At 35.3% G+C, this 23,792-nt stretch carries 18 protein-coding genes; 17 read left to right on the plus strand and 1 reads right to left on the minus strand.

The window, feature by feature from the left end; all coding sequences use genetic code 11:
* Nucleotides 1-126: 126 nt before the first annotated feature.
* Complete coding sequence (locus ACEN2I_RS14510) at nt 127-816, minus strand: NUDIX hydrolase (RefSeq protein WP_441766816.1); 690 nt, start codon at nt 814-816, stop codon at nt 127-129.
* A 625-nt stretch (nt 817-1,441) separates the two neighbouring features.
* On the opposite strand from ACEN2I_RS14510, the gene ACEN2I_RS14515 reads away from it, so the two are divergent.
* The 17 genes from ACEN2I_RS14515 to ACEN2I_RS14595 all read left to right on the plus strand — a co-directional run bounded on the left by ACEN2I_RS14515 (nt 1,442) and on the right by ACEN2I_RS14595 (nt 23,768).
* A complete protein-coding gene (locus ACEN2I_RS14515) occupies nt 1,442-4,483 on the plus strand; it encodes a SusC/RagA family TonB-linked outer membrane protein (protein ID WP_441766817.1) in 3,042 nt (1,013 codons plus the stop codon).
* Between the two features lie 24 nt (nt 4,484-4,507).
* Nucleotides 4,508-6,091 (plus strand): RagB/SusD family nutrient uptake outer membrane protein, encoded by a 1,584-nt coding sequence (locus ACEN2I_RS14520; protein WP_441766818.1) that lies wholly within the window; start codon nt 4,508-4,510, stop codon nt 6,089-6,091.
* Between the two features lie 128 nt (nt 6,092-6,219).
* Entirely contained in the window at nt 6,220-7,221 is a 1,002-nt protein-coding gene (locus ACEN2I_RS14525; RefSeq protein WP_441766819.1) for an arabinan endo-1,5-alpha-L-arabinosidase, read from the plus strand.
* Between the two features lie 147 nt (nt 7,222-7,368).
* A complete protein-coding gene (locus ACEN2I_RS14530; RefSeq protein ID WP_441766820.1) occupies nt 7,369-8,916 on the plus strand; it encodes an alpha-N-arabinofuranosidase in 1,548 nt (515 codons plus the stop codon).
* A gap of 12 nt (nt 8,917-8,928) precedes the next feature.
* Nucleotides 8,929-10,551 carry an arabinan endo-1,5-alpha-L-arabinosidase gene (locus ACEN2I_RS14535; RefSeq protein ID WP_441766821.1) on the plus strand — a complete coding sequence of 541 codons (1,623 nt, stop codon included), beginning with the start codon at nt 8,929-8,931 and terminating at the stop codon, nt 10,549-10,551.
* A 266-nt stretch (nt 10,552-10,817) separates the two neighbouring features.
* Nucleotides 10,818-11,777 (plus strand): glycoside hydrolase family 43 protein, encoded by a 960-nt coding sequence (locus ACEN2I_RS14540; RefSeq protein WP_441766822.1) that lies wholly within the window; start codon nt 10,818-10,820, stop codon nt 11,775-11,777.
* A 116-nt stretch (nt 11,778-11,893) separates the two neighbouring features.
* Nucleotides 11,894-12,877, plus strand: coding sequence for an arabinan endo-1,5-alpha-L-arabinosidase (locus ACEN2I_RS14545; protein WP_441766823.1), 984 nt, complete (start codon nt 11,894-11,896; stop codon nt 12,875-12,877).
* 10 nt (nt 12,878-12,887) lie between these two features.
* Nucleotides 12,888-14,873, plus strand: a complete 1,986-nt coding sequence (locus ACEN2I_RS14550) for a glycoside hydrolase family 127 protein (RefSeq protein WP_441766824.1) — start codon at nt 12,888-12,890, stop codon at nt 14,871-14,873.
* Nucleotides 14,874-14,955: 82 nt separating this feature from the next.
* Nucleotides 14,956-16,071, plus strand: coding sequence for a glycoside hydrolase family 43 protein (locus ACEN2I_RS14555; protein ID WP_441766825.1), 1,116 nt, complete (start codon nt 14,956-14,958; stop codon nt 16,069-16,071).
* 310 nt (nt 16,072-16,381) lie between these two features.
* Nucleotides 16,382-18,073, plus strand: a complete 1,692-nt coding sequence (locus tag ACEN2I_RS14560; RefSeq protein WP_441766826.1) for a ribulokinase — start codon at nt 16,382-16,384, stop codon at nt 18,071-18,073.
* On the plus strand, nt 18,057-18,758 hold the full coding sequence (locus tag ACEN2I_RS14565) for an L-ribulose-5-phosphate 4-epimerase (protein WP_441766827.1): 702 nt from the start codon (nt 18,057-18,059) through the stop codon (nt 18,756-18,758). Before ACEN2I_RS14560 ends, ACEN2I_RS14565 begins: the two co-directional genes overlap by 17 nt.
* A gap of 122 nt (nt 18,759-18,880) precedes the next feature.
* Nucleotides 18,881-20,389, plus strand: coding sequence for an L-arabinose isomerase (gene araA, locus ACEN2I_RS14570; protein WP_441766828.1), 1,509 nt, complete (start codon nt 18,881-18,883; stop codon nt 20,387-20,389).
* A gap of 139 nt (nt 20,390-20,528) precedes the next feature.
* The gene (locus ACEN2I_RS14575; protein ID WP_441766829.1) at nt 20,529-21,710 is read left to right on the plus strand and encodes an aldose epimerase family protein; all 1,182 of its coding nucleotides are present in this window, start codon (nt 20,529-20,531) and stop codon (nt 21,708-21,710) included.
* Between the two features lie 167 nt (nt 21,711-21,877).
* The gene (locus ACEN2I_RS14580; protein WP_441766830.1) at nt 21,878-22,321 is read left to right on the plus strand and encodes a hypothetical protein; all 444 of its coding nucleotides are present in this window, start codon (nt 21,878-21,880) and stop codon (nt 22,319-22,321) included.
* Nucleotides 22,322-22,719: 398 nt separating this feature from the next.
* Nucleotides 22,720-22,938, plus strand: coding sequence for a DUF2281 domain-containing protein (locus ACEN2I_RS14585; protein WP_441766831.1), 219 nt, complete (start codon nt 22,720-22,722; stop codon nt 22,936-22,938).
* Between the two features lies 1 nt (nt 22,939).
* Nucleotides 22,940-23,236 (plus strand): type II toxin-antitoxin system RelE/ParE family toxin, encoded by a 297-nt coding sequence (locus tag ACEN2I_RS14590; RefSeq protein ID WP_441766832.1) that lies wholly within the window; start codon nt 22,940-22,942, stop codon nt 23,234-23,236.
* 61 nt (nt 23,237-23,297) lie between these two features.
* Nucleotides 23,298-23,768, plus strand: coding sequence for an OsmC family protein (locus ACEN2I_RS14595; RefSeq protein WP_441766833.1), 471 nt, complete (start codon nt 23,298-23,300; stop codon nt 23,766-23,768).
* Nucleotides 23,769-23,792 lie beyond the last annotated feature (24 nt).

Here is a 23,792-nt window from a genome sequence, read left to right on the forward strand (position 1 = left end):
ATAAGAGAATAATTAGTTTCGTTTTAATAGTAGTTTTATTGAAGTAAAAACCCTGAAATTTTGTGGATTTCAGGGTTTTGCTTTAGAAGATGATATATAAATCGATTTAATCTTTTAACAAAAATTTTATAAATTCAGTACAAAATCGTGTAGTAATTTTTCTTGGTATTTTTCTTTGTTGAATGTATATAGGTACGATCCCTTTCTGGAAGACTGCATGTCTTTTTCGTCCAGTTTATTTAAAATTTCCAAAGAATTAATTTTACTGATAAAGTTACGTTTGTCTAATTCCTTACTTAAAATAGCCTCATATAATTCTAATAATTGACGCATGGTGAATTTTTCAGGTAATAATTCAAAGCCAATTGGTTTTATAGAAGTTCTGTAACGTAATCTTCTAATAGCGTGCTGCACCATTTCGTTGTGGTCAAAAATAAGATTTGGCGCATCAGCTATGCTAAACCATTCTGCATGATAATTTTTAATCAATTCTTCATTATGATTTTCAATATTGATTAGGGCATAATAAGAAACAGAAATAGTTCTGTCTACAGGATCACGATCTATTTCACTATAGGCATGCAACTGTTCCATATAGATATCGTGTAGCCCTGTATAGGTATTTAAAATTCGAATGGCAGCATCGTCTAGTACTTCGTCACGTTTTAAAAATCCTCCAATTAAAGACCATTTTCCTTTTTCAGGTTCGAAGTCCCTTTTGATCAAAAGTATTTTTAGCCCCTGATGGTCGAATCCAAAAATGATGCAATCTACAGCTAATAAAACCTTATCTGCAGAGCTATAACTGTTTAGCATATTTTATATTTTATTGGTAAATATATAAACTTCCTAATAGGTTTCATAATTTTATTAATGTTGATTTTACACTTAATAATAGTGTTATAGATTTCGTGTAATCAATAATTTTACTTCGGCTTACAAGATGCAAAAGTACAACTAAATCTTTTTACGCTAAAAAGGGATTGTTTTATTACGTATAAAAAATATATTTTAAATAAATATTAACTTAACAAAGTAGGTTTTTTACTTCAAAAGTGTGAATTATTGAATTTTAGCAGGTCAAAAATTGATTATCGATAACTTTTTTTTAACAACTGTTTTTTTGCTTAAAAAGTAGGTTTTTAGTGGAAAGTGTAGATTTATAACAAATATAATCATTAAAACATCCTTTTTTTGAAAAAAAATCCAAATTTTAAATGTTGATTTAACACTTAAATTACGATATGTATTTTTTTTATTCACTTTTTTTATGATATTAATTTGTTTTTGGTTGTTTTTTTTGTTTAAATTTACAAATGTAAAATTAACACTTATAATTAACACTAACTAACTTAAAAAAACCAGTATGATAACAAACCAAAAATTATTTTTTTACTGCAATTTTCTATTGCCAAAAAAACAATGGCTATTCGCAGTATGTATGCTAGTATTTTCTATTAATCTTATGTCAGCTCAGGGCAAAGAGATTAGCGGAATTGTTACTTCGGCACAGGACAAACTACCTTTGCCTGGAGTGAACATTATGATAAAAGGAACCAAAACAGTAACCACAACCGGGTTTGATGGACAGTATTCCATTAAAGCATTACCAAGTGATGTATTGGTTTTTTCGTTTATAGGATTTCAAAATAAGGAAATCAGTGTTGGAAGCCAATCACAAATAAATGCAGAATTGGGAGAAGACACTAATAAATTAAATGAAGTAGTAGTAATTGGATACGGAACACAAAAGAAATCGGATTTAACAGGATCTGTAAGTGTCGTAAATGTGGATGATGCTAAAAAAACAATTTCTTATGATGTGGCAAAGATGCTTCAGGGTCAGGCAGCAGGAGTTACTGTTCAGTCATCAGGAGAACCAGGAGGATTTGTAAATATTAAAATTAGAGGAATATCATCTTTTAAAAATAATAACCCTTTATTTATTATTGATGGAATTCTTGTTGATGATCCTTATGATTTTGCCCCTGGAGATATTGAATCCATGCAGATATTAAAAGATGCTTCTGCAGCTGCAATTTATGGAGTTCGTGGTGCTAATGGTGTTGTAATTATAACAACAAAAAAAGGAAAAGCGGGCGGTAAATTAAACATTGGTTTTAAAACACTGTTTGGTGTGCAAAACGTTGCTAAAAAATGGTCGTTAACCAATAGAGAACAATACCAGCAAATTACGAGTGCTGCAGAGAAAAACTTAGGTATAACTGTTGCTCCAGGAAATGATCCAGCGAGTCCAGCTTATATCACTAATGTTGATACTGACTGGCAAGATGTTGCTTTTAAAACGGGTACAATTCAAAATACTGCTCTGAATGTTAACGGTGGTACAGAAGGCATGGGTTATAGTATGAACGTAGACTATTTTAAAAACAAAGGGTATATAGAAACGCCACAGGATTATGAGCGAATTTCAACAGATTTGAATTTAAATGGTAAAAAAGGAATATTTAGTTACGGGACAAAAGTTGCATATACTCAAGCAAATAAGGCTTCCTTTAACGAATATATTGCGGGACAATCTCCGATTAGCGATTTGTTAGGAGCAATACCTACTATGCCTGTTTACGACAGTAACAGATTAGGAGGATATGGTGGAACAGATAATGCAATACAAAGAGCGATATCTATGAATGTTATAGGCTTTAATAATTTAATAGACAATACGACTAAAAGAAATCATATTCTTGGAAATCTTTGGTTTCAGCTTGAATTGTTTAAAGGGTTGAAATATAAACTTGCCGGAAGTTTTGACAGAGTAGATGTTCAAAACAGAAGATATCAGCCTCAAAGTGATTTAGGATGGTATTATGTGACTGAAGCATTGGAAGCTTCATTGGATGTCTCTAATTCAAATTTAACAAAAACAATTTTAGACAATCTTCTTACTTATGATATTACTTTAGGAAATCATAAAATAGATGCCTTGTTAGGATATGTTCAACAAAAAACTGATTTTTATAATCATTGGTCAAGAGGTGTTGGTTACCCAACCGGAACAATAGCTGAAATACAATATGCTACGGCAACAAATGGTATTTCTGCTGGAGAATATTATAGTAAAGAAAGGGCAAAGTCTTATATTGGGAGGTTAAATTACAGCTATAATGATTTATATTTTATCACTGGAAATTTCAGACAGGATAAATCTTCAAAATTTGCACCGGAAAATAATACAGGTAATTTTTATGGTATTTCCGGAGCATGGAAATTGAGCAATGAAAAATTCCTGCATCTGCCAACGTGGTTTAACACGATTAAATTAAGAGGAGGTTATGGAGAATTAGGTAACAATACCATTGGTCTATATGCCTATGCATCGACTCTTAATAGTTTTTCGGCTTACAATTTTAATGGTAAATTGGCAAATGGTACAACTTCAGTAAGAACAACAGATCCTGACATTAGTTGGGAAACAACAGCTACAACAAACGTGGCGGTAGACCTGGCGTTCTTTGATAATAAATTACAATTTACAGGAGAATATTACATTAAAAAATCAACGGATTTACTAATTAATTTCCCTATTCCTTATTCAACAGGCTCTATTTCGTATGCAGATAATGGATTTGCAAACCCAGACATTGAAACAAACGCAGCCTCAATAGAAAACAGAGGATTAGAGTTGACTGCATCATACAGAAACAATGACCGTGCATTTAAATATGGTGTTTCAGGTAATATAAGTTTCTTAAAAAACAAAGTCTTAGGTTTAGGTAAAACTAATTTACCTATTTATGGAGCAGCTTCAAAAACAGAAGTAGGTCGCTCTGTGGGTGAAATTTATGGTTATGAAACTGCAGGTATCTTTCAAACTGCTGGAGAAATTGCAACATCTGCAACACAGACCAATGCAGGTATTGGAGATATAAAATTCAAAGACCAGCTAACGGTAGATACTGATGGTGACGGTAAATTTGATGCAGCTGACGGTATAATTAATGATAAAGACAGAGTTTATCAGGGTGTAACTATTCCTAAATATAATTTTGGGTTCAATTTTGATGCACAGTACAAAAACTGGGATACATCATTCATGTTTCAGGGTGCCGGCGGAAATAAAGTATTCAACGGAATGTATCGCAATTTGATGGCTGGAGATTATGGAAATCATCATACAGATGAATTAAATTACTGGACACCTACCCATACAAATACCAATGTTCCTAGACCAATTATTGGAGACCCTAATGGAAACAGAAGGGATTCTAACCGATTTATAGAAAAAGGGGATTATATGAGATTGCAAAATTTTGAGATTGGATATTCAGTACCACTTGCGAATAGTAAAGTTATACAAAAGATTAGACTATATGCGAACGGGCAAAACTTGTTTACTATAACGGATTATAGAGGTTATGATCCTGATTTTAATAGTAATGATGGTTTATTGTCAAGAGGTTATGATGGTGGATCTTTTCCTAATCCAAGAACAATTTCTTTAGGGGTTCAGGCTAATTTTTAAAAACAGAATTTAACATATACACATATGAAAAATAAAAATATAAAATATTTAATTTTATTTCTTTCTATAGCTTTTGCAACTGTAAGTTGTGTAAAGGATGAAGATTTAGAACAAGTTAATCCTAATGAAATTTCATCAGAGTCATTTTGGAAAACGGATGAAGATGCTTTGAAAGGTTTAAATGCTGCATATAGTAGTTTGATTAACGAAGGTACATACATGAGAAGTTCTCCAATTTTGTTGGATTTAAAAGGAGATGATATGCGTAGCAACAGTCCTTGGGGATCTATGAAAAATGTAGGTTATTTTAATTCGAATGTTTCAGATCCTGCAATTTATGGATGGGCGTTTAGAGAATATTATCAGGGAATTAATCGTGCTAATCAGGTTTTATTAAGGGTGCCAGATATTAATTTTACTGATGAAGCACTTAAAAACAGAATTTTAGGGCAGGCCTATTTTTTAAGAGGATTGTATCTTTTCCATCTTGTTAACATGTTTAAAAATGTGCCAATTCCTTTAGACTTGTCAGTATATCATCCGCAAAAAACTCAGGCAGAAGGCTGGGAGCAGGTTATTGCTGATTTTAAAGCAGCAGCAGAATTATTGCCGCCAACTTATGCAGGGATCTCAGGTATAGACACAACTGTAGAAGCAGGAAGTGGATTAGGACGTGCTACTAAGGGTGCAGCATTAGGCTATTTAGGAAAAGCATATTTATTTACAAAAGACTTTCCAAATGCGAGAGATACATTTAAAAAAGTCATTGATTTAGGAATTTATTCATTGGTGGCAAACTATAAGGATAATTTTACAGATACAAATGAAAACAACTCAGAATCACTTTTTGAAGTTCAAATGAGTAGAGAAGTAGGTGGTGTTGGTTTAAGTTGGGGAGGTATTCCTGTTGCAGATTGGGGAAAAACTTCTGCCAGAGCTATTACTTATGGCCCCAGAGCATTTGGTTTTACTGATGCACAGCCAACATTTACATTATTAAATGAATTTCAAGAGGAAAAAACCAAAACTGGTGATCTTGATCCACGTTTAGATGCTACTATTTTTTATAGAAAACCAGGAGGAGCAACACCTATCTATCAAACTACATTTGAAGTGCAATATGCAAGCTCTCCGGCAGATTTAAATGACATTTATTGTAGAAAGTATGAAAATGGAGACGGTGCATTTGCAAACGAAATGGATTGGCGTTCAGGAATCAATGAGCGTTTACTACGTTATGCGGATATCCTTTTAATGTATGCAGAATGCTTAAACGAAACAGGAGACACTCCGGGTGCTTATACTTATATTCAAATGGTAAGAGATAGAGTTAATCTGCCAAATTTAGCAACAACAAAGCCAAACATGTCACAAACACAAATGAAAGAACAAATTGGTCATGAAAGATTTTTAGAATTTGCTCTTGAAGGACACCGTTTTGATGATATTCGCCGTTGGGGATGGCTAGAGGATGAGGCTAAATTAACATGGTTGAAATCAAGAGATGCTGAGTTTAATTCATATGCTATAGGAAGAGAATATTTCCCAATCCCTCAATTAGAGATTGACACAAACGAGTTTCCAATAACTCAGAATGAAAGCTATTAATATTTCTTGAATTAGTTAGATAGCATAATATCATATGGCTGCTTAAAATTGCTATGTGATATTATGTTTTTTAAAAAGCATAGAATACAAGAGAAGTAGAATTTAATAGTAACTAAAAATTTAAAACAATGAAGACATTTTCAAGTTTGGTTTTATTAGCAGTATTATTGGTAAGTTGTCAAAATGATGACCTTGTCCCTTCAACTGAGGAAGCAGTCGCTGTGTCTCAGGATTCTCAAATTAAAAATTTAACTGCCAAAACGGTAGCCGGAAATGTACCTTCACATGATCCCAGCACAATCGTAAAAAGCGGTGTTAACTATTATGTTTTTACTACCGGCGATAATATTCCAATGACTTACAGCAGAGATTTAGTAAATTGGACATGGGGAACATCTGTATTTACGGCTACTCCAAGCTGGATAAAAGGATATGTGTCGGGGTTTGGCAAAAATTTCTGGGCTCCGGATGTAGCTTGGTTCAATAACAGATGGAATATGTATTACTCCTGCTCTACTTTTGGATCTGCCACTTCGGTAATTGGATTAGTAACAGCTCCATCAATTTCTCAAAGTGCAGGAACGACCTGGACAGACAGAGGAGTGGTGGTTTCTTCTAATTCTGCTTCGGATGTAAATGCAATTGACGCTTCTATTTTAGTAGACGGAAGTAACGTTTATATGGCCTATGGTTCCTGGCATGCCGGAATTGGAGTAGTACAGATTAATCCTTCAACAGGAAAACCAACCGGAACAAGAACAGTTGTAGCTGGTGGAAACAGCGCTTCATGGGAAGCTCCTTGTTTGGTTAAGGAGGGCAATTACTATTATATGTTCGTTAACCGTGGCAGTTGCTGTAATGGAATAAACAGTACCTATTATATTGTAGTAGGTCGTTCTACAAGTCCGTTTGGACCTTTTACGGATAAAAATGGAGTATCACTAAGAAATGGCGGCGGAACTACGGTTCTTGCCTCTCAGGGGAATTATATCGGGCCTGGTCATTTATCCAGAATTACCGGAACCCAAAAAGGAGCTGTCCACTATTATAACAAAGCTGACAACGGAAATCCAAAAATGGAAATTGTTTATTTTACATGGTCAGGAGGCTGGCCAACACTTACATACTAAAATTAATATAAAGAGGAAAGTTTATTAATTTTCCTCTTTATAACTTATCTATATCATGAATGAGCATTGACCGAAGATTGGTAATTAACTGATAATGACGATATGCGAATTAGATATGACCGATAAAAATCAATAAAATCACTACTTATGAAAAAAACCTTTTTAATTCTATTTGTTTTTACATTTTGTAATCAAATTACTTTCGCACAAAAAGAAACGACTGTTATCACATTAAAAAATGATGACAAAGCTCCAAACATCAACAAAAACATCTACGGCCATTTTGCTGAACATTTAGGACGCTGTATTTATGGAGGTTTTTTTGTAGGTGATACTTCAAAAATACCAAATACTAAAGGAGTACGAAATGATATCATTGCAGCTTTAAAAGAATTAAAAATACCAAATTTAAGATGGCCGGGTGGTTGTTTTGCCGATACGTACCACTGGAAAGACGGAATTGGGCCGCAGGAACAAAGACCAACTATTGTAAACAAATGGTGGGGTGGTGTAACCGAAGATAATAGTTTTGGGACACATGATTTCCTGAATATGTGTGAACTTTTGGGGACAGAACCGTACTTGTCTGGAAATGTAGGAAGTGGCACCGTTCAGGAATTAGCAGACTGGGTTCAGTATACCAACTTTAGCGGTAAAAGCCCGATGAGTGATTTGCGTAAAAAGAATGGCAGAACAGAGCCATGGAAAGTTAAATTCTGGGGAATAGGAAATGAAGCATGGGGTTGTGGAGGAAATATGACGGCCGAATATTATGCCGGAGAATACCGCAAATTTGCCACTTTCATGTCGGATTGGGAAAACACTGGAGGTATTACCCGTATTGCATCAGGATCAAACAGTGCAGATTATAACTGGACAGAAGTTTTAATGAAAAACATTCCACTTAATATGTTAGGCGGAGTTGGTGTTCATCATTATGCTGTAATTAATTGGAATAAAAAAGGTGATGGAGTTGATTTTAGCGAAGAGCAATATTTCAAAACAATGCAATCTGCTTTAAAAATGGAAGAGCTTGTTACGAAACATTCGGCCATAATGGACAAATACGATCCTGAGAAAAAAGTAGCTATGATGGTTGACGAATGGGGTGGTTGGTATGAAGTAGAAAAAGGAACGAACCCAGGATTTTTGTATCAGCAAAATACAATGAGAGATGCTGTTCTGGCAGGATCAACACTTAATATTTTTAACAATCACGCAGATAGGGTTCAAATGGCAAATTTGGCACAGTGTGTTAATGTTTTACAAGCTGTAATTCTTACTGATAAAGCTAAAATGATTACAACGCCAACGTATCATGTTATGAAAATGTATGCTGTTCATCAGGATGCCAAATTATTACCGGTAAGTTTTCAATCGCCTTTGTATACGGTTAATGGGGAAACACTTCCTGCAGTATCGGCTTCGGCTTCAAAAGATAAAAGTGGAGCGATTCATATTTCGTTAGTAAATGTGGATGCAAAAAATAAAAATAAAATAGAGATTGATGTTAAAGATCTTGGAGTTAAAAACTTCACAGGAATGGTAATTACATCAGCCAAACTACAAGATTACAATTCATTCAATACACCAAATAAAATTATTCCAACCGTTTTTAAAGGTTTCGAAAACAAAAAAGGAAAATTAGAAATCACTATTCCTCCTTTCTCAGTTGTTGTTTTAGAAGGAAAATAAAAGATAAAAAAAATGAAAAAATCAAATTCCATTTTAAAAATTACTTCATACATAGGGTTCTTTTTATTTGCTCTTGCTGTAGTAAGCTGCTCAAGTGATGATCCTGCAACTGAAGAAACAGATCCGCCGGTGGTTGTTGATCCTCCTGTAGTTGTTCCTCCAGCTTTTCCGGGACCTACTTATGCGGATAATTATAGCTCAATTTCTTCCTGGAGTAGCAGGGCACAATGGAATTTAGCCAACGTTCACGATCCTTCAGTCGAAAAATCCGGTGAATACTATTATATGTATCAAACCGATGCTTCTTATGGGAATGCACATGACGGACACGGGCATTTTCCTTACAGACGTTCTAAAAACCTTGTGACATGGGAATATATGGGATCGGCAATGGCTACAGTTCCTGCCTGGGTAAAAGATTCTTTGAACAATAAAAGAGCCCGAATGGTTCCTGCTTTGCCTGCAATTGAAAATCCAAGATATGGTTATTGGGCACCGTTTGTAAAAAAAGTAGGCAGCAAGTACAGAATGTATTATAGTATTGTCGTTGATGAACCAATTGTAGGAACTAGTTTTGAAACGTCATGGTCAGAAAGAGCTTTTATCGGATTGGCGGAATCTGACGATTTAGCTACAAATGTATGGGTAGACAAAGGAATGGTAGTATGCTCAGAACCTGATGGCGTAAAACCATATTCTTTTACAGGGAACAAGGTTTGGGAAAATGCTTATTTCAAATTCAATGCTATCGACCCAACGTTTATAGAAACTCCTGAGGGAGATCAATACTTAATTTATGGTTCCTGGCATTCTGGAATTGCATTATTAAAATTGAATCCGGCAACCGGAAAACCAAATCAGTTGAAAACCTTAAGTGATTACGGAACCCGTATAGCTTCCAGAAGTGCCACAAGTCGTTGGCAGGCTTCTGAAGGACCTGAAATTATATACAATCCGGATACGCAGTATTATTATCTTTTCCTTGCTTATGATGGTTTGGAAGTTCCTTACAATACAAGGGTTTGCCGTTCCAAAAGCATTACGGGTCCTTTCTTAGGGATAAACGGTGCTAATGTAACGAACGGAGCAGATTGCTGGCCAATGCTTACGCATCCTTATGGTTTTAATAATCATACCGGATGGGTGGGTTTTTCTCACTGTTCTGTTTTCCAAAACCCGGACACCAAACAATGGTTTTATGCATCACAGGCTCGTTTGCCAAAAGATGTACCCGGAATAAACGCGTCAAATGCTATTATGATGGGGCATGTTCGTGCCATAAAATGGACAGAAGACGGCTGGCCTGTAGTGGATGCTGAAAGATATGCGGCTATACCGGAAACAACTATTACAGAAGCCTCTTTTATTGGAACATGGGAACAAATCACCATGAATTACCAATATGCAGCTATTCAAAAATCAGTAACTATATATTTAACCGCTGATAAAAAAGTCAGCGGAGCTGCTACAGGTACCTGGTCGTATGACAGCACTGCTAAGACATTAACCGTAAATGGTATAAAATGCAAAGTAAGTGATGCCTGGGATTGGGAAGCAGCTACCAGAAAAGTGACTATCAGTTATGCAGGATTAACAACTGCCGGATTACCGGTTTGGGGTAAAAAAGTAAATTAACTTAACAAATAGAATTATCGAATCAAGAAAAAAGAATCAAGATTTGGTCTGAGGTTAAAAGATTAGAAAAAAAATCTGCTGAATTTGTGTGAAAAAAAAACACATAGATACATAGTTTTACAAAGTGTTAAAGTCGTTTCACTCGCATCAAAATACATAGTTATGTGACTTTAAAAAGTGAAACGCCTTTTTTTAAACAAAGATTCTATGTTTCGATGTGTTTAAAAAAGGAATTGTAATATCAAAGAAATACCAAATTAACCATAATGAAGAACCTAATTAAATGCCTGTCATTTTTAGTTTTGATTGTGTCCTGCACAAAAGCAGTCGCACAAATTGACCCAACCAAATTTAATAATCCCATTATTAAAGATCAATATACAGGAGATCCTGCTGCATTGGTTTACAAAGACAAAGTCTATTTGTATGCAGGCCATGACGAAGCATCAAAAGATTTTCATTTTTATAAAATGAACGAATGGGTGGTGTATTCTTCTTCAGATATGAAAAAGTGGGAATCTCATCCGGTGCCTTTAAAAGTAACCGATTTTGCATGGGCAAAAGGAGATGCATGGGCCTCACAGGTAATTGAAAGAAACGGAAAATTCTATTGGTATGTAACAGTTTCTCATGGTACAATTGACGGAAAAGCAATTGGTATTGCGGTTTCAGATAGTCCCACCGGACCTTTTTCAGATATTTTAGGAAAAGCGTTAATTACAAATGACATGACAACTCATACCCAAATAAGCTGGGACGATATCGATCCGACTGTTTATATTGATGATGATGGTCAGGCCTATTTATTTTGGGGAAATACCGTTTGCCATTATGCCAAGTTAAAAGAAAACATGACCGAATTATACGGACCAATCCAAACAATTGATTTACCAAATTTCACCGAAGCACCCTGGATTCATAAACATAAAAAGTGGTATTATTTATCCTATGCCTATCAGTTTCCGGAGAAAATTGCCTACGCTATGAGCAAGTCCATTACCGGCCCGTGGGAATTCAAAGGAATTTTGAATGAATTAGCAGGAAACAGCAACACAAACCACCAGTCAATAATTGATTTTAAAGGACAGTCGTATTTTATTTATCACAACGGAGCAATACAGCCAGACGGAGGAAGTTTTAGAAGATCAGTCTGTGTTGATAAATTATATTACAATAAAGACGGAACAATGAAACGTGTAACAATGACTTCTGAAGGAATTCAGTAATTAGTTTTCAGTCACAGTTCACAGTTTCAGTTATATGATTTAAAAAAGTTTTCAGATTAAGAAACCAAACTTAAATTTACTTACATCACTTATATGGTGGAAAAAAAGACAACAATATGAAGTTTTACAAAAACATAAAACATATACTTTCTGGTCTGCTGCTGCTGACAACATCAGCTATTTTGGCACAGGAAATTGTAGTTCACGACCCCGTTGTCATCAAACAAAAAGATACTTATTATTTATTTTGTACAGGCAAAGGAATCAGTGTTTTTAGTTCTAAAAATTTAAAAAAATGGAATCCAGAACCACAAGTTTTCACTGAAAAACCAGTGTGGGCAGATGGCGTTGCGGCCGATTTTAAAAACCACATCTGGGCACCGGATATTTCGTTTCACAATAACACTTATTATCTGTATTATTCGGTTTCTGCTTTCGCTAAAAATACATCGGCGATTGGTGTGGCAACCAATACCACTTTAGATTCAAAAGACAAAAAATACAAATGGGTCGATCAGGGAATAGTGATTCAATCACAGCCAAATCGGGATCTGTGGAATGCCATTGACCCGAACTTAATCTTCGATGAAAATAATACACCGTGGCTTTCCTTTGGTTCTTTTTGGGAAGGATTAAAAATGGTAAAACTAAATCCGGATTTAAAAACGATTGCACAGCCACAGGAATGGCACACAATTTCGAAACGTAAAAGAACTTTTGAATTGCCAGATTCAGATCCTGGTGACGCTGCACTTGAAGCTCCTTTTATTTTTAAGAAAAACGGATACTATTATCAATTTCTTTCGTGGGATTTTTGCTGCCGTGGAGAAAAAAGTACCTATAAAGTTGTGGTGGGAAGATCTAAAAACGTAACCGGACCTTATATAGATAAGGATGGAAAACTATTAAATGAAGGCGGTGGAAGTTTGGTAGTCCAGGGCAACGAAGATTACTTTGGCGTAGGCCACAACAGTACTTATACGTTTGATGGAAAAGATTATATTTTTTACCACGGGTACGAAAAGAAAACCAACGGAACACCAAGATTAATAGTTAAAGAAATAATTTGGGATGCCGCTTTATGGCCAATTTTAAAATAGAATCTAGACAATGAAAAAATGTAGCTCTCTAATTTTATCAATTTTTATAGTCCTCCTGATTTTTGTTTCCTGTAAAGAAGCCAAAAACAAGGCTATACAAACAAACGATAAAACGTCAGTCTTAAAAGCAGGTTATCAAATTCAACCGGTTACTATTCAAAATGTAAAACTATCCGACTCTTTTTGGCTGCCTATTATTAAAAGAGTACAGGAAATTACGATTGCCTATGCGATTCAAAAATGTAATGAAGAAGGCCGTTTTGAGAATTTTTTAATCGCTGGTAAGCAAAAAACCGGGACAGTAAGAGGAGAAATGCCTTTTGATGATACCGATGTTTATAAAATTATAGAAGGTGCTTCGAATACATTAATCAGTGCTCCAAACCCGAAATTAGAGCATGTTTTGGATTCATTGATTGCCATTGTAAAAATTGGTCAGGAAAAAGACGGTTACTTAACAACATGGAGAACTATTAATCCTTCAAAACCACCATGTACGTGGGTTCCGGTTATTGAAGGAAAGCGTTGGGAGTCTTTGCAAATTAGCCACGAATTATACAATTCAGGACACATGTTCGAAGCTGCAGTCGTACATTTTGAAGCAACCGGCAAACGAAATTTCCTTGATATTGCCATTAAAAATGCAGATTTATTAGTGAAGACTTTTGGCGATAATATGGGTGAGGAAAAAGGGGTTCCGGGACATCAGATAGTCGAAACGGGTTTGATCAAATTGTATCAAATTACCGGTAATGAAGGCTATTTAAAACTGGCGAAATACTATTTAGACAATCGCGGAAACCCGAACAATCATAAATTATATGGAGAGTATGCTCAGGATGATAAGCCGGTAATTCAGCAAAATGAAGTTGTAGGCCACGCGGTTAGAGCGGTTTATATGTATGCCGGAATGACTGATATTGCTGCGATGACAAAAGACAAAGGCTATACCGATGCCATAAATAATTTGTGGAATAATATGGTCAATAAAAAAATGTATATCACAGGCGGAATCGGATCCAGACATGATGGCGAAGCTTTTGGAACAAACTACGAATTGCCAAATCTAACTGCTTACAACGAAACCTGTGCTGCTATTGGAGATGTGTATTGGAATCACAGACTGCACAAATTAACCGGAAAATCGCAATATTTTGATGTCATAGAAAGAACCATGTACAATGGATTAATTTCGGGTATTTCGCTTGACGGAAAACAATTTTTTTATCCAAATGCCTTAGAAGCCGATGGTGTCTATAAATCGAACAGAGGTTCCTGCACACGTCAGGCGTGGTTTGATTGTTCTTGTTGTCCAACCAATTTAATTCGTTTTGTGCCTTCGATTCCCGGATTGATTTATTCAAAATCGAATGATGTTTTGTATGTGAATTTATACGCATCCAACAACGCTTCTTTTAAGGTTGGAAAAACCGATTTACAGATTTCTCAGCAAACCGGATACCCTTGGAACGGAAAAGTAGCCATCTCAGTTAACCCGAAAAAAGCGCGCCAATTCACTATTAAACTTAGAGTTCCGGGCTGGGCAAGAAATGAAGTGTTGCCAGGCGATTTATATTCTTACAAAAAAGCTTCAACCCAAAAAGCAACAATTAATTTAAATGGAGAAACTTTGTCGATTCAGCCTCAGGATGGTTATTTCACCCTAACAAGAAATTGGAAAAAAGGAGACAAAATCAATCTTAATTTTCCAATGGAAGTTCAGGAAGTAGAAACCAACCCGAAAGTACAAACCAATAAAAATAAAGTGTCTTTAGAATACGGCCCGATCGTTTATGCGGTGGAAGAAATTGACAATAAAACCAATTTTGACAAAATAAATGTCGAGACCGGAGACACTTTCAAAGTGAGAAAAGAAGCGAATTTATTAAATGGAGTTAATGTTATTGAAACTGATAAATTCAAAGCAATTCCTTATTACAGCTGGTCAAACAGAGGCGTTGGAAAAATGAAAGTCTGGATTGATTTTAAAAACTGAACCTTTACATTAGAAAATAGATTAAAATATTGAAATCCTGAATTCTTCATAAATAAATTAAATTCAAACAAACAAGTATAACATGCAAACAAACATATTAAAAAATCTGGCACTTTCAGCCGTTGTTTTGGTAAGTATCGCTTCCTGTACAGATAAAAAAGCAGAAAAAGAGCTGTCTAAAGAAGAAGTGACTACTGCAAAAACAACCTTAACTAACAAACCTATTGTATTGCAAAGAGCAGATCCTTTTATCTACAAGCATACAGATGGGTATTACTATTTTACAGGGTCGGTACCAACCTATGACGCTATAGAGTTAAGACGTGCAAAGTCTATTGATGAACTTCAAAATGCTGAAACTTTCAGAGTATGGGAAAAACATAAAAGCGGACCAATGAGCCGTCATGTCTGGGCTCCGGAAATTCATTATTTAGATGGAAAATGGTACGTGTATTTTGCAGCAAGCGAAGAAAATGATATTTGGAAATTAAGGCCTTATGTTTTGGAGTGTAAAGGTCAGGATCCTTTACATGACAAGTGGACTGAACTTGGGCAAATGCAGGCAGCTGACGATGATCCAAAAAGCTTTACCGATTTTTCTCTGGACGGGACTGTATTTGAGCATAACAATAAACGCTATTTCTGTTGGGCTGAAAAAACAGGCGGGCAGTTCGCAGCTTCTAATTTGTATTTAGCCGAAATGGAATCACCCATAAAACTAAAAACAGTTCAATTCATGCTAACGACTCCGGATTATGATTGGGAACGCGTAGGTTTTTGGGTAAATGAAGGTCCTGCAGTTATTAAAAATAAAGGGAAAATTTACATTACTTTTTCGGCAAGTGCTACTGGTGCTTGTTACAGTATAGGAATGATGGAAGCAGATGAAAATGCTGATTTACTAGATAGAAATTCCTGGAAAAAATCCAGATATCCGGTATTAAAAACCAATGAAACAAAAAAGATTTATGGACCAGGTCATAACTCCTTCACAGTTGATGAAAACGGGGAACCATTACTAATTTATCATGCAAGGGATTACGAAAAAGCGGTTGGTGATCCAAAAGTTGTGCCTGCGACAGATAAAAGACCGTTGAAAGAAATTATTGCAGATCCGTTATATGATCCTAATCGTCATGCGAGAATGATGAAAGTAAAATTTGATGAAAACGGTAAACCAATATTTAAGTTCAATTAAAAACTCCAAATAATAATGATGAAAATTCTTTTGCAGCACCAGCCCAAATCAGTCCTAAAGAAACTGATTTTAAGCTGAAAGGCAATCAAATTCAATACCGTTCCCCAGCTTACTCGGTTACTGTTTTGAAAATAAAGGTGGAATAATCGCAATAAATAAATGTATAATTAAAATATGTTTTTTGCTTTGGAGTAAATCATTGTTTTTGATGTATTATCTGTAAAAAGTAACAAGCTAATTTTTATTAAGTGTTTTTTGTACACTTATAAATTAATTATATTATATTTGTCTCATTAAAATGAATTTCGAAATGAAAAATTACGTTATAGGATTAGATTACGGAACAGATTCTGTTCGTGCGGTGCTAATAGATACTGAAAATGGGCAGGAATTGGCATCAAATGTTTCGCATTACAAAAGATGGAAGAATAAGCAATATTGTGATGCATCGATCAATCAGTTTCGTCAGCATCCTTTGGATCATATTGAAGGATTGGAAATTACGATTCAGACTGTTGTAAAAGAAAGCGGTGTTGATCCGTCGCTGGTTCGCGGAATTTGTATCGATACTACAGGATCTTCTCCGGTTCCGGTTACCAAAGAAGGAATTCCATTAGCATTGACAAAAGGTTTTGAAGAAAATCCAAACGCGATGATGGTGTTGTGGAAAGATCATACATCAATAAATGAAGCAAACGAAATCAATGAACTGGCAGTAAGCTGGGGCGGAGAAAACGTAACCAAATATGTAGGCGGAATTTATTCATCAGAATGGTTTTGGGCAAAAATCCTGCATATTGCCAGAGAAGATGAAGCGGTTCGAAATGCAGCACACACCTGGATGGAACATTGCGATTTAATGACGTATTTGTTAATTGAAGACAAAGATTTAAAAACATTCAAAAGAAGCCGTTGCGCAGCGGGTCACAAAGCCATGTGGCACGAAGACTGGAACGGACTTCCTCCTGTTGAATTCTTAGAAAAACTACATCCATATTTAGCTACGCTTCGTGGTAATTTATATGATGAAACGTATACTTCAGATTTAGTTGCCGGAAAATTAAGTAAAGAATGGGCAGATCGTTTAGGACTTACGACCGATACAGTTGTAGCTGTTGGAACTTTTGACGCACATTCAGGAGCAGTTGGAGCCAAAATTGGCGAAAATACTTTAGTTCGCGTTATGGGAACTTCAACCTGCGATATTTTGGTGGGTTCTTATGATGAGGTTGGCATTAAAACCGTTCGCGGAATCTGCGGACAGGTTGATGGATCTGTAATCCCGGGATTTATTGGTCTTGAAGCGGGACAATCTGCTTTTGGAGATTTACTGGCCTGGTACAAAGAATTATTAATGTGGCCAACAGAGCAATTATTAGCATCTTCATCTCTTTTAAATGAAGAACAAAAAGAACAATTAAGAGAGGAATTCAGTAATAAATTAATTGTAGAATTAACGAAAGAAGCTGAAAAAATTCCATTGTCTGAAAGTATTCCAACCGCTTTAGACTGGATCAATGGACGCAGGACTCCAGATGCTAATCAGGGAGTAAAAAGTGCCATTTCAAACTTATCTTTAGGATCAAAAGCGCCACATATTTTTAAAGCTTTAGTAAACGCAATCTGTTTTGGATCTAAAAAAATCGTCGATCGTTTTGAAGAAGAAGGTGTAAAAATTGACAGCGTTATCGGAATTGGAGGAGTTGCCAGAAAATCTCCTTTTATCATGCAGACATTGGCCAACGTTTTAAACAAACCAATTAAAGTAGCCTTATCAGATCAGGCTCCGGCTTTGGGAGCAGCAATTTATGCCGCTGTAGCTTCCGGAATTTATTCAAATGTAATTGAAGCCAGTGAAAAAATGGGAAGTCCTTTTGAAAGTGAATATGCACCACAACTTGACAAAGTTGCTGCTTACAACAAACTACTTTTAGCATACGACCAATTAAGTGCTTTTGCAGATCCATCTATTAAAATTACAGAAAATGAGTTCTCTTTATAAAGATTTAAAACAAGAATGTTACGAAGCCAACATGCAGTTAAATGCATTGAATCTGGTGGTTTATACTTTTGGGAATGTAAGCGCTGTCGACAGAAAAAATAGCGTTTTTGCCATTAAGCCAAGCGGCGTTCCTTACGAAGATTTAAAACCTGAAGATATTGTGATTGTTGATTTTGACAATAACATTATCGAGGGAAACATGCGTCCGTCATCAGACACCAAAACGCATGCTTATTTATACAAAAACTGGCCAAATATCGGCGGCGTTGCACATACACATGCCACCTATTCAGTAGCCTGGGCTCAGTCTCAGCAGGATATTCCAATTTTTGGAACCACGCATGCAGACCATTTAACAGCTGATATTCCGTGTGCACCGCCAATGGCAGATGCACTTATCGAAGGTAACTACGAACACAATACCGGAATTCAGATTTTGGATTGTTTTAAAGAAAAAAACCTTTCGTACGAAGAAGTAGAAATGGTTTTGATTGGAAATCACGGTCCGTTTGCCTGGGGAAAAAATGCAGCAAAAGCGGTTTATAACAGTAAGGTTTTAGAAGTAGTAGCCGAAATGGCGTATCTGACTTTACAAATAAACCCAAACGCACCAAGGTTAAAAGATTCCTTAATAAAGAAACATTACAACCGTAAACACGGAAAAGATTCGTATTACGGACAATAAATATTAGATAAAAGAACAAAGATTATAGAACAAAGATTTTCGACAGTTTCCAAAACTTGACTCGAGAGCTCTGCTCGAACAGGCGAAGCAAACAAAAGAAAACCTGAAACAAAAAGTAAAAAATGATAGATATCTCTCAAAAAGAAGTATGGTTTGTAGTAGGAAGCCAGGAATTATACGGTGAAGAAACACTAAGAAAAGTAGCAGAACATTCTCAGATAATTGCAAAAGGATTAGATGCTTCTTCCAGCATTCCCGTAAAAGTAGTTTATAAAGATGTTGTGAAATCTCCATCTCAAATATTAGATGTTTGTTTGGCAGCTAACAATACTAAAAACTGTATAGGAATTGTAGCCTGGATGCATACTTTTTCTCCGGCTAAAATGTGGATTGGCGGATTAAGCATTTTGAAAAAACCATTATGCCACTTACACACACAATACAATGCCGAAATTCCGTGGGGATCTATCGACATGGATTTCATGAATTTAAATCAATCGGCTCACGGAGACAGAGAGTTTGGTTATATCATGTCAAGAATGCGCAAAAAACGCAAAGTGGTTGTTGGACATTGGGAAGACGAAAGAGTACAGAAAAAATTAGGGATCTGGACAAGAGTTGCTTTAGGCTGGGATGAACTTCAAAACTTAAAAGTAGCCCGTATTGGAGACAATATGCGTGAAGTTGCTGTTACGGAAGGGGATAAAGTCGAAGCTCAAATTCGTTTCGGAATGTCGGTGAACGGTTTCGATTCTTCTGATGTAACCAAACATATTGAAAAAGTTACGGATCAGCAATTAAATGATTTATTAGCGGTTTATGAATCTTCTTATTCTTTAACTGATTCTTTAAAAGAAGGGGGAGCACAAAGAAGCTCATTAGTTGAAGCAGCAAAGATAGAGTTAGGTTTAAGAGCTTTCCTTGAAGAAGGAGGTTTTGGAGCTTTTACAGATACATTCGAAAATCTGGGTGCATGGAAACAACTACCAGGAATCGCTACACAAAGATTAATGGCCGACGGTTATGGTTTTGGTGGCGAAGGTGACTGGAAAACTGCTGCAATGGTTCGTGCCTTAAAAGTAATGAACGTGGGTCTTGAAGGCGGAACATCTTTTATGGAAGATTATACCTACCACTTTACACCTCAAAAATCATACGTTTTAGGATCACATATGTTGGAAATCTGTCCTTCTATTGCTGATGGAAAACCTTCTTGCGAAGTACATCCTCTTGGAATTGGCGGAAAAGAAGATCCGGCTCGTTTGGTATTCAATTCACCTGCCGGAGATGCCATAAATGTTTCTTTGGTAGATATGGGGAACCGTTTCCGTTTAATTGTGAACGAAGTAGAAGCAATCAAACCATTAGCTGAATTGCCTAAACTTCCGGTTGCAAGAGTTTTATGGGATTGCAAACCAAACCTTGATATTGCAGCAACAGCATGGATTTTAGCAGGTGGAGCACACCATACCGTGTACAGCCAGTCTGTGACAACGGAGTTTATGGAAGATTTTGCTGATATTGCCGGAATTGAATTATTGGTGATTGATGAAAAAACTACCATTAGAGATTTCAAAGATAAATTGAATGCAAACGAAGCGTACTATCATACGTTTCAACACGGATTGTAATATATAAATCAAAAGGCGTAAAGTCTTAAAGTTAAATTGTAATGAATTACGTCTTGATAAATTCGTAACTTCGACTTTTGACTTTAAGACTTTCGACTTTTGACTTTAAGACTTTACTAACTTAAAAAAACCAGTATTTATGAATGTATTAAAACGTTGTGCTTTCGGAATTACAATAATCAGTTTGGCAACACTTTCTGTTCAATGTAAAAGCGATAAAAAAATGGATGCAACCACAACTCAAGAAACAAAAGATTCTGTAACAATTGTAAAATCGGATTACGGAACAACTTCAAAAGGAGAAAAAGTAGACAGTTACAAACTGAAAAACCAAAATGGGATGGAAGTAGACATCATCACTTTTGGCGGAAGAATTACAGATTTGAAAGTACCTAATAAAGAGGGTGTTTCAGAAAATGTAGTTATCGGATTTAATTCTTTGGCACAATACGAGAAAGAAAATCCATTCTTTGGCGCTTTGATTGGAAGATACGGAAACCGAATTGCAAAAGGGAAATTTTCGCTTGACGGGAAAAATTATCAGTTGGCAATCAACAATGCCCCAAACGCTTTGCATGGTGGCCCACAAGGGTTTTTTAATGTTGTCTGGAAAGCCGATGAGGCAAAATCAGGAAACACAGCTTCTCTAAAATTATCATACTTAAGTAAAGATGGAGAAGAAGGATATCCTGGAAATCTTCAGGTTTATGTGACTTATACTTTGACAAATGATAATCAGCTAGAAGTACTTTACGAGGCAACAACCGATAAGAAAACAGTTGTGAATTTGACGCAGCACTCGTATTTCAATTTATCAGGAGATTTTTCTAAAACAATTTTAGATCATGAAATCACTTTAAATGCTGATAAAATTGTTCCGGTAGATGCGACCTTAATTCCAACCGGAAAATTGGATGATGTTACCAATACGCCTTTCGATTTCAGAAAACCAAAATTAATCGGAAAAGAAATCGATGCTAAAAACGAACAAATAGAAAGAGGAAAAGGATACGACCATTGCTGGGTACTAAACAATCCTGAAAAAAGCAAAACCGTTATCGCAACAGCTTACCATCCTGCAAGCGGAAGAGTTTTAGAAGTGACTACAGACGAACCTGGAATTCAGTTTTACTCCGGAAATTTCCTTGACGGAACGTTGCCAAATCCGAAAGGAGGAACGTTTGCTCACAGAACCGGTTTTTGTTTAGAAACACAACATTACCCGGATTCTCCAAACCAAAAAGATTTTCCAACGACAGTTTTAAATCCTGGCGAAAATTATAAGACTAAGACAACCTTTAAGTTTTTGGTTAGAAAATAAGTTTAATCAGTTTTGTTAGTTTCAATTTCATAAAAAAACCTCGAAATTTTTGATTTCGAGGTTTTTTTATTTTCAGTAATGTAAATAAAAACTATAAATTTGATAAACAAACATTACTATCCTCTTTTAATTCCATTGTGGACAATATTTTAATTAAATGTTAGATTATGACAAGAGAAAACGAAATTTTAGACTTCATAGAACAAGCAGATGAAAATATTGTTTTAGGACTTTATAATAAAGCCTATAAAAATTTAGAAGAACTAAATGCTAAAGTTGATAAATATTCTATCTATCTTTCTTTAATAATACTTCTCTTTTTTATTTCAACAAATTTAGAAGTAGATACTTTGCAAATAGGCCCAATCTCAATAAAAAATACTTCAATTGTAACAACTATTCTTCCCTTACTTTATTTTGCTTTTATTTTTAATATTCTAGTAATGGTAATGCATAAAAGTGAACTTTACTTTGCTGTAAAACGTTTAGGAGAAAGAATTTATAAAAGCGATTACAAACTTTCCAATATTCATGATTTTCAGAACAATTTTATAAATCGAGTTTCTTTACCTTTTTCTTTCATTTGGAAAAGAAATCGTAATGAAAAATGATGGAGTTTTAGGTCTTGTGTTTGGAATTATTGTTACGTTTCCATCTTTATTTGCTATAATGGCTATTTTATTATTGGATTTTTTATGCTTTATGATTTATAGAATTTATACTATAATACATTAATTGGAAAGATATCTTTTTGGGGTTGTATCTGGGGAATTTTATTTATAATTAGAAGTTGGTCTAAATTTTTAAATGGTGAAAAATTAAATATTTAGAAAACCAGATCGCTCGGATATACAAAAGCTCTTACTAAGACAGCGTGGATTTGTAATCCCTGCCCGAAATGAAATTTACAAATATCTAAAAAGGAGAATATTACTAAATCAGTTTTGTTTTTAACTTACATTATAGTTAAATTTGTTTCAATGAACTTTACAGTTAAGATCTATTAATTATGACAGCAACAACCATAAAACAAGTAAATGCAAAGCTTAAAAGTTTACCTGATGCTTTGGTAGAAGAAGTCGAAAAATACATTGATTTTCTTGCCTTTAAACACTCTCAGGAAACTCATGAAATCCCTGAGTGGCATAAAGAAGTAGTTTTAAAACGAATAAAAGACAAGAAAGCTCCTGTAGATGCTTTTACTATGTTAGACAATTTAGAGCGTTAAATTGAAAAAATACACTTTAGTTGCTGACCCAAGAGTAGAAGACGATTTAAAAGAAGCTCGAGATTTTTTAAACTCCAGACGAAAAGGATTTGGAGGTAAATTTTTATCCGAATACCGTCGTGCTTTAAAAAATTTACAAAACAGTCCCCTATTTCAGGTGCGTTATAAAGAAGTACATTGTCTGCCAATGAAAACCTTTAAGTATATGATTCATTTCAAGGTAGACGAACAAAATAAAACAGTACACATTTATGCAGTACTTTCAACACACCAAGATCCTCACAAACATTGGATATAACGATCAAAGCGACTTATAATTGGGTTGCTTTTTTGTTTAATTGTGACTAAAACATCAATTTATGACCTCCAAACACTCTTTCAAAGCAGCAATAAACTGGTCTTCCAACCAAAATCAGCAACAATCAGGCAGAAAATTCTACACCAAAAGCCACAAAATTAAAATCGAAGGAAAAACTATTTTAGATATCTCTGCCGCAAAAGCTTTCAAAGGCGATCCGGAATTATACAATCCCGAGGATTTGCTTTTAAGCAGTTTGGTTTCCTGCCACATGATGTCGTACTTATACGTGTGCTCGCAAAAAGGAATCGAAGTTTTAGATTATTCAGATAACGCCGAAGCGACGCTAGAAGTTTCTCCTGATGGAAGTGGTCGTTTTACGGAAGTTCGCTTATACCCGAAAGTTAAAATTGCAAATCCGGATAAAATTCAGGAAGCTTTAGAGCTGCATACAAAAGCCAATCAATTGTGTTTTATAGCCAACTCCTGTAATTTTCCTGTCATTCATACTGCCACTTGCGAAACGGCATAAAAAAAGAGACTGTTTTGAGAACAG

The organism is Flavobacterium sp. W22_SRS_FK3 (assembly GCF_052113665.1).
Taxonomy (GTDB): Bacteria; Bacteroidota; Bacteroidia; order Flavobacteriales; family Flavobacteriaceae; genus Flavobacterium.